Origin of the sequence: Streptomyces sp. NPDC000594, assembly GCF_040299965.1 — a bacterium.
GTDB lineage: Bacteria > Actinomycetota > Actinomycetes > Streptomycetales > Streptomycetaceae > Streptomyces.
Map to the genome: position 1 here is coordinate 19,782 of NZ_JBEPCY010000024.1, position 9,899 is coordinate 29,680.

The 9,899-nt window shown below is 74.3% G+C and carries 5 protein-coding genes; 4 read left to right on the forward strand and 1 reads right to left on the reverse strand.

Annotation, left to right across the window (positions count from 1 at the left end; all coding sequences use genetic code 11):
- Window position 1: 1 nt before the first annotated feature.
- On the reverse strand, window positions 2-4,654 hold the full coding sequence (locus tag ABT354_RS26785; protein WP_351498263.1) for a DNA/RNA helicase domain-containing protein: 4,653 nt from the start codon (window positions 4,652-4,654) through the stop codon (window positions 2-4).
- 248 nt (window positions 4,655-4,902) lie between these two features.
- Between ABT354_RS26785 and ABT354_RS26790 the strand changes: the two genes are divergently transcribed.
- From ABT354_RS26790 to ABT354_RS26805, 4 genes are all read left to right on the forward strand, one after another.
- Window positions 4,903-6,267 (forward strand): toll/interleukin-1 receptor domain-containing protein, encoded by a 1,365-nt coding sequence (locus tag ABT354_RS26790; protein ID WP_351498266.1) that lies wholly within the window; start codon window positions 4,903-4,905, stop codon window positions 6,265-6,267.
- Between the two features lie 161 nt (window positions 6,268-6,428).
- Window positions 6,429-7,325, forward strand: a complete 897-nt coding sequence (locus tag ABT354_RS26795; protein WP_351498268.1) for an AAA family ATPase — start codon at window positions 6,429-6,431, stop codon at window positions 7,323-7,325.
- Between the two features lie 4 nt (window positions 7,326-7,329).
- Complete coding sequence (locus ABT354_RS26800) at window positions 7,330-8,334, forward strand: hypothetical protein (RefSeq protein ID WP_351498270.1); 1,005 nt, start codon at window positions 7,330-7,332, stop codon at window positions 8,332-8,334.
- 327 nt (window positions 8,335-8,661) lie between these two features.
- Entirely contained in the window at window positions 8,662-9,831 is a 1,170-nt protein-coding gene (locus ABT354_RS26805; protein WP_351498272.1) for a hypothetical protein, read from the forward strand.
- Window positions 9,832-9,899 lie beyond the last annotated feature (68 nt).

Here is a 9,899-nt window from a genome sequence, read left to right on the forward strand (position 1 = left end):
GTCACCCCGGTCCGGAGCCCCCGGGGAGCAGCCCGCGCAGCATCGCCCGGGTCTCCGGGTCGGTGGAGTGGACCACCACTCCGTGGAGCCCCCGGGTGAGCAGGGTGCGGTAGGCGGCCCGGATATAGCGGTCGGCGTCCTCGTCGGACGCGTCGCGGATCCGCAGATCGCGGGAGGCGCGGCGGTCGGTGACCCAGTCGCCGTCGCGCCAGACCAGGTCGGGGCCGATGATGACACCGCACCAGTCGAAGAGGGTGCCCCGGGCGAGATGGGGGGTGCCGATGCTGGCGAAGCCCTGGGGGTGGACCATCCAGGTGTCGGCGCCAGGAACGTCGTGCGACGCGTACGACCGGGAAACCCAGGGGCGCCACCAGCCACCTAGTCGGATGCCTGAACCGCTCCCGTGCTCGGGCGGGTCGGTCCAGCAACACCCCGCGAGAAGGCGGGCGGTGCGGCCCCGCCGTATCCGTGCGGAGACCAGCTCCTCCAGCTCCCCCGGGGTGTCGGCGAGCCGTACCTCGGGGTTGGGCGGAGGGCCGCCGCCCGGGACCGAGCCGTCCGGCTCCAGACCGAGCAGGACGGAGACCCACCGGTCGTACGGGGCCCGCTGCGGCTGGGCCAGTGCGTCGAGGTCGATCTCCCGGACCGTGCAGCCCGCTTGGGAGGCGGCACGGGCGATGGCGGCGAAGGTACCGGTCTCCCCGGGGTGACCGCCGCCCCGCTCGTCCAGGAGAAAGACGGGGACCCGGGCGGTCTTGATCAGCTTCTCGATCTGCGAGCGGCGCCTGGGGAACATCCGGATGTACTGGGCACCATCACAGATCAGCGAGAACGGGCGCCCCTCGCCCGGCCCTCGGAGGAAGTCGAGGTTGCGAATGTTGTCCAGCTCCGGAGGACCGCAGGCCCAGGCCGCACGAACCGCGCCGTTGAGAGCGGCTGAAGCGCTGGTGTACACGGCGGAGACTCCGCGACGCGTCAGTTCCCGCAGAACGGCCAGCCCCACGGCGGTGCCGCCGCCGGCTGGGCCACCCGTGACGACGATGACCTCCTTGACCTCGGCGCTGCCGGCCCGTACCACCTCGGCCAGCACGCGCTCGTACCCCTCCTCCCACCCCGGGGCCACGGTGAATTGCGGATGCACGGAGTAGAAGGCCCACCCGGGTCCGTCGAGCAGATCTTCGGCGGCCGGTAGACCGGGCCGCTCGGAGAAGCGCCGTTGAAGCAACTCGACGGCCTCGTTCCGGGCGAACTCACCGAGGATCGGAATGTCCGTGGGCGGATATGCCGTGAGCGAGCGGGTCTCCGTCCGCCCCCAGTAGACCAGGGCGCCCATCCTTTGGGGACTCGCGGCGAAGTGGAGCCGACTCCGGACGAGATGGTCCCGGTCCCGGCGGACCCGGGAGAGCGCGGTCCGGATCGCCTGGGGTGCCACCCGCTGTCCCCCCTTGATCTCCACCACCAGAAAGACGGACTCGCCCTCCGGGCCGAACCCGGTGACCAGCGCGTCGACCCGGCGCGACGACCCGGGGAGGCGGTACTCCGGCAGCACCCCCACCTCCGGGAGCCCGGCCTCGCACAGCAGCTCCAGCAGCCCCCGCAGCCCCTCCAGCGCGGCCAGTGGAGCGCTCAGGGAGATGTCCGAGTCCAGCAGGGCGAGGAGTTCGGCGGCGGTCGCCCGCTCCGGGAGCTTCCGGGCCTCCGGCGGAGCGCTGTCCGTCGTACGGTCGCCCCGGAGTTCGTAGACCGCGCCGAGGGGGGTACGGAGCCGGGCGCCCCCGGCGCCGATCCGTACGGTGGTCGTGGCGCAGGATGCCACCAGGACCGTGCGCGCGGGGCCGTCGGGCAGCGGCAGGATCTCCACCATCCGGGGATCGGTGTCGGGTACGAGGATCGCGTCCCCGCCGTTCACGGGGCCGCCCAGCCGCAGTCGTCGGCCGACGCGCGCCACCGTCAGCGGTACCTGGGGGACCGCGTCGGCGAGGACGGCGACATCCGCCGGGGCGAGCGCCGGGGGCGGCTCGGGGACGGCGGGGCCATGGCCGGGGATCCGGTGGGCCGTGACGGTGGCGAGCTGCCAGGCGGTGACGGTCCCCCGGACGGCGTCGGGGAGCCGGGGCCAGGCCCCCGCGAGCCAGTCGGCGATCCCGTCGCGGCCCTCGGCGACCAGGGCGCGCAGCGCGGGCCGGAGCACCTCCTCCAGCGCCTCGGCGCGACCGGCGCGGACACAGACATCGGCCCAGACGGCCCGCTCCTCCAGGCGCAGCGCGGGCGAGAGGGCGGCATGGGTGCGGGAGACCAGCTCGCCGAGGTTCCACAGCGGGTCGTCCGGGGGGCTGTGGCGGAGCCGTTCGGCGAGTTCGGCGCGGAGTTCGGGGAGCAGCCCGGGGCGGAGGGCGATGGCGCCCTGGGTGCGGGCGGCGGTCCAGGGGCCGAACCAGAGGTCGGACTCGTCGCCCACGTCGAGCCGGGGGAAGAGCCGGACCCGGACGGCGCGCAGCAGCTCGGGCTCGATCCGGGTGGCCACGCTGAGCGCGGCGGCGAGCCCTCGTACCCCGCTGTCGGAGGCGGTCCGGGGGGCGGCCCCGGGACCGGCGGCGGGGGTACGGGGCCGGGCGGGGCCGGTGGCCGGGGGGACCGGGGGCGGCGGGATCGCGCCCAGGGAGGGCAGGGCCTGCGGGGGCTCCGCCTGGGTGGTCTCGGCCGGTGGGACGAGGGCCGGATCCGGCACCACCAGCGTGGGCGGCTCGTCGTCGGCCGCGACCGGCTCCAGGGGCAGGGGAGGCACCGCCCCGGCAGCGTGCCCGCCCCCGTATCCGTCCTCGTATCCGTCCTCCCGGGCCGCCGCGATCCACTCCGGCACCCCGGCGGGCGCGGCCACGACGGGGCGGTCGCCCGTGGTGAGGGTCCGGCGCACCAGAAGGAAGTCCCGTACCGCCGTATGGGTGAAGGCGACCGAGTCCGCCGGACGGGCCGTCAGCAGCCCGGCGCGCTCGGTCAGATAGGCGAGCAGGGCACGTGCCGCCACCGCCCGCCGACCGGTGCCGACGCCCGGCACGCTCTCCTCGAAGAGCTGGAGGACGGTACGGGAGGGGAGTTCGGGCCGCCCGTCGAGGGCCATCCGGTGGGCGACGGCCTGGAGGGCCGCGTACCGGTCCTCGTCGAGGAGCGGCAGGGCGCGTTCGGCACCGATACGCCGGGCGCGGTCCCGGGCGCCGAGCAGCAGCGCGGTGACCCCGTGCAGATAGGCGGGGGCGGGCAGGACTCCGTGCTCGGCCGTCAGCGCGGAGAGCGTCGCGCAGATGAGGGGGGTGGCCGCAGCCTCGGCGAGCGGGGGCCGGGAGCGCAGCAGACCCTCCAGGGCCGCCGCCCCCGTATCAGAACTGTCCGGGCCTTCGGGGCTCCCGGGGTCGTCGGGTCCGCCCGGTGCCCCGGGGTTCCACCGGTGGACGAGTGCGGTGCGCTCGTCGTCGGTGAGCGGCAGCAGGGTCGCCTCGGTGAAGCCGGACCGGGCGAGCCAGCCGTCGCGGGCCGCGTGCGGGCGGGTGAGCACCACACAGAGGTTGCCCGGGTGGACGGTGACGAGTTCGCCGATGAGTTTCCCGACGGCGGTGCGATAGGCGTAGGCCGCCTCGTCCAGGCCGTCCAGGAGGACGAGTCCGCGCCCCTCGGAGAGCACCCGGTCGATCCAGCCGTCGTGGAGCCGTTGCAGGGGGAAGCCGGGGCGGGAGGCGATCAGTTCGTCGACCGTCCCGGGTGGGGCGTCGGATGCGGTGTGTGAGCGGAGCGGGACCGGGAAGGGGATGCGTCCGCGCAGCCAGGGCGGGGCGTCCTCCCGGGTGGCCCCGATCGCGAGCCGGGCGGCCAGGAAGGTCTTGCCGGAGCCGGGGCCGCCGCGTACCAGCAGCCGTGGGTGCTCCCCGGGCAGCAGCCCCGCGTCCCGGGAGGCGCCCCGGGGGGTGACGGCCCGTACCGTGACCCCGACGCGGTCGGCCGGCCGGGTCGCCGAGGCGTCGGAGACGCCCTCCTCGGCCAGGCCGAGGACGCGGACCGTGCGGTGTTCCTCCCGTATCCGGGCGAGATAGTCGCGTTCGAAGTCGCGGTCGCTCTCCTCCAGCCGCCGCCGCTGGGCGAGCAGCCGTTCGTCGGAGCGCCGGATCAACTCGGCGTTGCTCCGGGCCCGGTGGTCCGCCGGTGCCGGGGATTCGGGGGCCCGGTGGGCGAGCCGGTGCAGCACATGGACGCAGAAGGTGCTGAGCAGCTCCTGCCAGACATGTTTGCCCTTGGCGGAGAGGCCGCGCCCGATGGAGCCCTCGCGCAGCAGCCGGTCCCGCAGCGCCCGGTGTCCCCCGCCGACCGCCTCCCGATCGGTCAGCCGCAGGGTGCCCAGCGCGGTCAGGGACTCATTGAGGGCGGCGGTGATCCGGGTGCGTTCCTCGGCGGTGAAGCGGCGGCCCCGGCCGTGCGAGGAGTACCGGAACAGCTCGGAGATCAGGGCGTTGCCCTCGTCGGGTCCGATGGGCGCACCGCCGCCGGGGAGGACCACGAACGCCGACAGTGGCTCGGGGCCGCTCCGGGCGGGGCCGGGGACGAGCCGTTCGACCAGCGGTGCCACCGCCGGTGACGGCAGTCCCACCAGGGTCTCCGTGGGCTCCATCTCCCCTGCTCCCCCGCTGTCGCACCAGGCCGGCACCGCCCCGTTCCGCCCATCGTAGGGGCCGGACACCCGGAATCTTTGCCGAACGGCCCTCCGTTCCGCCAGAATCACGCTGTGGAGACGTACGGGGGGACACCGATACGGTCGGCACACCGGCAGGGGTACGACAGCAGGGTTACGACGCTCCGTGGACCGGGCTCCCGTGGTACGCCGTGCCCCGTCGGCGTGCGGAGCAGGGGCCGAGCGCGGTGACCCAGGTGTTCATCAGTCACAGTGCGAAGCGGGACCCGGGCACCCTGGCGGTGATCGAGCGGGTCACCGACGGTCTCGCCGCCCGGCGGTTCGAGGTCCGGGTGGACATGGACGCGCTGCGTCCCGGGGACGACTGGTGCGACACGCTCTACCAGTGGCTCGGGGAGTGCGACGCGGCGGTCGTCTTCTTCAACGAGGCGGCGCTGACGTCGTTCTGGGTGCGGCGGGAGGTCAACATCCTGCTGTGGCGGCGCGCGCTCAATCCGCGCTTCCGGGTGATTCCCGTGCTCATGGGGTCGATGACCTCGCAGCGGCTGCGGGACGAGGGGTTCACGGATGTGCTGCCGGTGGAGTTCGCCCGCGACAACGGGCCGGATGCCGGGCCGGGCACCGGGCCGGATGCCGGGCCGGGCACCGGGCCGGACGCCGAGCTGGACGCCGAGCTGGACGCCGGGCCGGACGCCACGGAGCGGCTGGCCGACGCGGTGCTGGAGCGGTTTCCGGAGCAACCCGCCCCCGGGGAGGGCACGGAGGGCTCGGACACCGACCCGATGCGCCACTGGGTGGGCCGGATAGCGGACCAGCTGGGGCAGGCCGGGAGCGACCGGCCGCTGCTGAAGGCCGCCCGGGTGCTGGGCATCCGGGAGGACGAGCTGGGCCATGTCCGGGCGGACGCGGGGGCCTGCCGGCTGCTCGCCCATCGCATGCTGGGGACGGTGGCGGGCGCGCCCCTGAAGAGCGCCCTGATGGAGCTGTCCGGCTCGCTCGGCACCGACCAGCTGAACCGGCTGATCGCGCAGTTGCTGCCGATCTGGGTCAATGGCGAGTCCGCCCGGCACATACTGCCGCCGCCGAACCGTTCGGGCAGCCGGGCGGTGGTCCTCAACGCCTGTCAGCAGAGCACGGCGCAGCACTATGTCGACCGGGCGATGTGTCTCCAGATCGACCGCTACCACGTCGAGTCGGCCGGAGGGCTGCCGCTGGGCGAGGACGCGGCGGAGGAGCTGACCGAGGAGTGCGTCGAGGCGGTACGGAAGCTGCTGAACCATCCACCCGGGTGGCCGCCGGAGCGGTTCCGGCCCCGGGAGGGGGTGCTGCACTGTCTGAGCGTCGATGTGGCGGGGCTGCGGCCCGCCGTGGTGGCCGGGGCGGTGGGCGCGCTGCGGCACCGCTTTCCCTGGCTGGTGCTGCTGCTGTTGACCGGTGAGAGCGTGCCGGACCGGCGGACCCTGGACGCCTGGCGGCTGGACGACCTTGTCATGGTGGCACCCGGCCTCACCGGAGACGAGGAGATCCTCGGCTATCAGCTCACCAGGGATCTCCTCGACCTGCCCAAGCGGCTGAACGGCTCATGGAGGTAAAGCGAATGGACTCACCACCGGCCATGGACCCAGCGGGTACGGGCTCAGCGGCCATGGACCCGGCTGTCGGAGGCCCGGCTGTCGGAGGCCCGGCGGCGGTGGCGCACCGGACCCCGGGGCCACCGCGCTCCCCCGACTCCCGGGACGGGCAGGTCTACCTCATGACGCCCGATGTCGCGCTGGCCGTCGAGGTGGCGCTGGCCACCGGCCGGCCGCTGCTGCTGCGCGGCGAACCGGGGTCGGGGAAGTCCTCGCTCGCCGCCCATGTGGCGCACACCTGGGGCTGGCGCTACTACGAGCATGTGGTGACCTCCCGTTCCAAGGCGGACGATCTGCTGTGGACCTATGACCATGTGCGCAGGCTGAGCGATGCCCAGGTGCGGACGGCGGGCACCGAACTGGACGACGGCCGCTATGTCACCCCGGGGCCGCTGTGGTGGGCCTTCGACCCCGTATCGGCGCGCACGGCGGGCGACGGCGCCAGGAAGGACACCGGGGACCAGGACCGGGATCGGGACCGGGACCGGGACCGGCCGCACGCCGTGGTGCTGGTGGACGAGATCGACAAGGCGGACCCGGACCTCCCCAACGGTCTGCTGGTGCCCCTGGGTTCACAGCGGTTCACCGTCGCCGAGACCGGTGAGACGGTACGGAGAAGGGCGGCCACCGGGTCAGGCACGGACGGGGAGCCGCCGCGCCATCTGGTCGTCATCACCACCAACGAGGAACGGGAGCTGCCCCAGGCGTTTCTGCGGCGCTGTGTGATCGCCTCGCTGCCGCAGCCGGACGCGGGCCGCCTTGTGGAGATCGCCGAGGCCCACTTCCGCAGCGACTACCGGGAGTTCGGCCCGGCCGACGAGGAGTTGGCCAGGGAGCTGGCCGAGGAGATCGAGCGGGCCCGCGAGGAGGCCCGCGCCCGGGCGATCCGGCCGCCGTCCACCGCCGAGTTCCTGGACGCGCTGCGCGCCTGCCGGACGCTGGGGATCGATGTCGAGGACCCGCGCTGGCCCCTGCTGAAGAGCCTGACCCTGCTCAAGCCGCAGCAGCCGGGGGGCTGAGCACATGGCCGGGGACATCTGGCTCGGGGATCTCGCCGGGGCGCTGTCGCTGGCCGCCCCCGACGACCGGGAGCGGCAGCGGACCATCGCGGCGCTGCTGGGCTTCGCCCCCCGGGATCCGGCGGCGTACGGGGAGCGGCCCGCCGCCCCGGAGCCGGACGGGGAGCCGGAGCCCGGAAACGGAACACCCGGGGCGCCCGCCGGGGAGCCGGAGCCCGCCCCGGAGCCGGCCGGTGAGCCGGAGCCCGGCGCCCCCGAGCCCCCGGCGGAACCGGCGGAGGGGGCGGCGGCGGTCCGGCTGCTGACGCCGGTGGCCCAGGTGACACCGCCGCCCGAGGAGTGGGGCACGGCCTCGCTGCCGACGGCCCGCGCGGGCCCCGGCAGCCCGGTGCCGCCGCATGAACCGCTCTTCGCCCCCCGGTCGTCGGCGGCGCTGGTGCAGACGGCAGTGGCGCGGGTGGTCGCCGAGGGCGAGCCGGACATCCCCCGGATCGTCGGCCGGCTGGCCCGGGGCCATGCCCTCACCCGGGTGCCGCTGCTGCCGGTGGCGACGCTCCGCTTCGGGGTGCAGATCCTGGTGGACCTCGGGGCGGGGATGGCCCCCTTCGCCCGGGACCGGACCGATCTGGTGGACCAGGTACGGGCGGTCGTGGGCCGGGACCGCACCCGGGTCCGGTACTTCGAGGACGCGCCGCTGCGCGGGACGGGCGACGAGGCCCGCTGGTCCTGGGGCCCGTACACCCCGCCGACACGCGGCACCCGGGTGCTGGTCCTGAGCGATCTGGGGATCGGCGGGCCCGCCGTCCATCCGCGCCGGAGCACCCCCGACGAGTGGCGGGAGCTGGCCCGGGTGGTGGAGCGGGCGGGGTGCCGGGTGACGGCCTTCGTCCCCTGTCCGCCGCGCCGGGTGCCCGCCTGGGCCGCCGCGACCATGGATGTGGTGCCCTGGGACCGGCCCACCACGGTCGGCAGGGTCCGGCGGCTGCTGCTGCCGACCGGCGACCGCTGAACCCCGCCGCGCCGCCGGGAGTCCGGGCACCACCGTCGGCGGTCCGGGCACCACGGGTGGGTGGTCCGGGCGCCACCGTCGGGGCTGCGGGCACCCCCGTCGGCCACACCGCCTAAAACGCCGCCCCCTTCGGGGGGCGGACCCTTCACCGCGCTTCCTTCACACCTTCCCCCGGGTAATTTCCGTTCGCACACGCACGAGACGCGCCACGTTCACATTCCGCTGGTCTCCCGTGCACACCCACCGGGAATCACTCTCGCGCCCGGACAACTCCGGCGAGGCGGGCCGGACCCCTCGAACCACTGCGGCAGGATCTCGGAGGAGCCCATGCGAAGGAACGTCACAGCCCTGTTCACCTCACTCGTCGCCACGGCGGCGGTACTGGCGGGGGCGGGAAGCGCCCGGGCCCTCGCCCCCGAGGCGGCCGGGGACCAGGGCAGGCACCGGCCCGCGCCCCCGGCCATAGACGGCGGAGCGTGGCAATCCGGCCATCTCCAGGGCATGGCCCTGGACCGCCGGAAGGGGTTCATGTACTTCTCCTTCACCAATCTGCTGGTGAAGACGGATCTGCGGGGCACCCCCATCGGCTCCGTCACCGGCTTCACCGGTCACCTCGGTGATCTCGACGTCAACAGATCCGACGGCCGGGTCTACGCCTCACTGGAGTACAAGGCGGCGAAGGCGTTCTACATCGCGCTCTTCGACGCGGACCGCATCACCCGGATGAACATGGACGCCCAGTCCACCGGGGTGGTCTCCACGGTCCATCTCCGGGAGGTGGTGGAGGACTACACCGCCGACATGAACGGCGACGGGGTCTTCGACGGCAACACCGGGAACACCCCCGACCACCGGTACGGGTGCAGCGGGATCGACGGCATCGCCTTCGGCCCGTCCTTCGGCCGCCACGGCCGGGAGCGGCTGACCGTCGCGTACGGCGTCTACTCCAACACCACCCGCGCCGACAACGACCATCAGGTGCTGCTCCAGTACGACGTACGGCGGTGGGGCAAGTACGAGCGCCCGCTCACCGAGACCGACCCGCACACCAGCGGGCCGTCGGAACCCGACGGCAAGCACTTCCTGTACACCGGGAACACCACCTACGGGGTGCAGAATCTGGAGTACGACGACGAGAGCGGCAACTGGCTGATGGCCGTCTACAAGGGGAAGAAGAAGACCTTCCCGAACTACTCGCTCTTCGTCGTGGACGGATCCGAGCGCCCCTCCTGGGGGCTGATCCGGGGTCAGCGCGAGCCCGAGTACGGGCGGCTGCTCGCCCTGCGGTCGGAGGGCCTGCACCATGGGCCGACCGGGGTGTACGGCTATGAGTCGGCCGGTCAGTACGGTCTGGTGGCCCTGGACGACGACCGCTTCTATGTCGCCGAGGCGGGCACGGTGGAGTCGGGCGGGGTCATCCGCCAGACGGGCCGGGCGGTGCTCCACGGCTGGACCGGGCTGACGCCCAACCCCTTCACGCCGCTGCCGCCGCGCTGACCGGTGGCCCGGGGGCCGGTCGTGCGCGGCGCTGTCCCCAGCGCGGCGTGTTCCGTGGGCGGGTCCTG

Excerpts from the sequence above, each read along its gene's own strand:
- ABT354_RS26785 (WP_351498263.1), bottom strand. The coding sequence starts at position 4,654 with ATGGAGCCCACGGAGACCCTGGTGGGACTGCCGTCACCGGCGGTGGCA.
- ABT354_RS26805 (WP_351498272.1), top strand. The coding sequence starts at position 8,662 with ATGCGAAGGAACGTCACAGCCCTGTTCACCTCACTCGTCGCCACGGCG.
- ABT354_RS26795 (WP_351498268.1), top strand. The coding sequence starts at position 6,429 with ATGACGCCCGATGTCGCGCTGGCCGTCGAGGTGGCGCTGGCCACCGGC.
- ABT354_RS26800 (WP_351498270.1), top strand. The coding sequence starts at position 7,330 with ATGGCCGGGGACATCTGGCTCGGGGATCTCGCCGGGGCGCTGTCGCTG.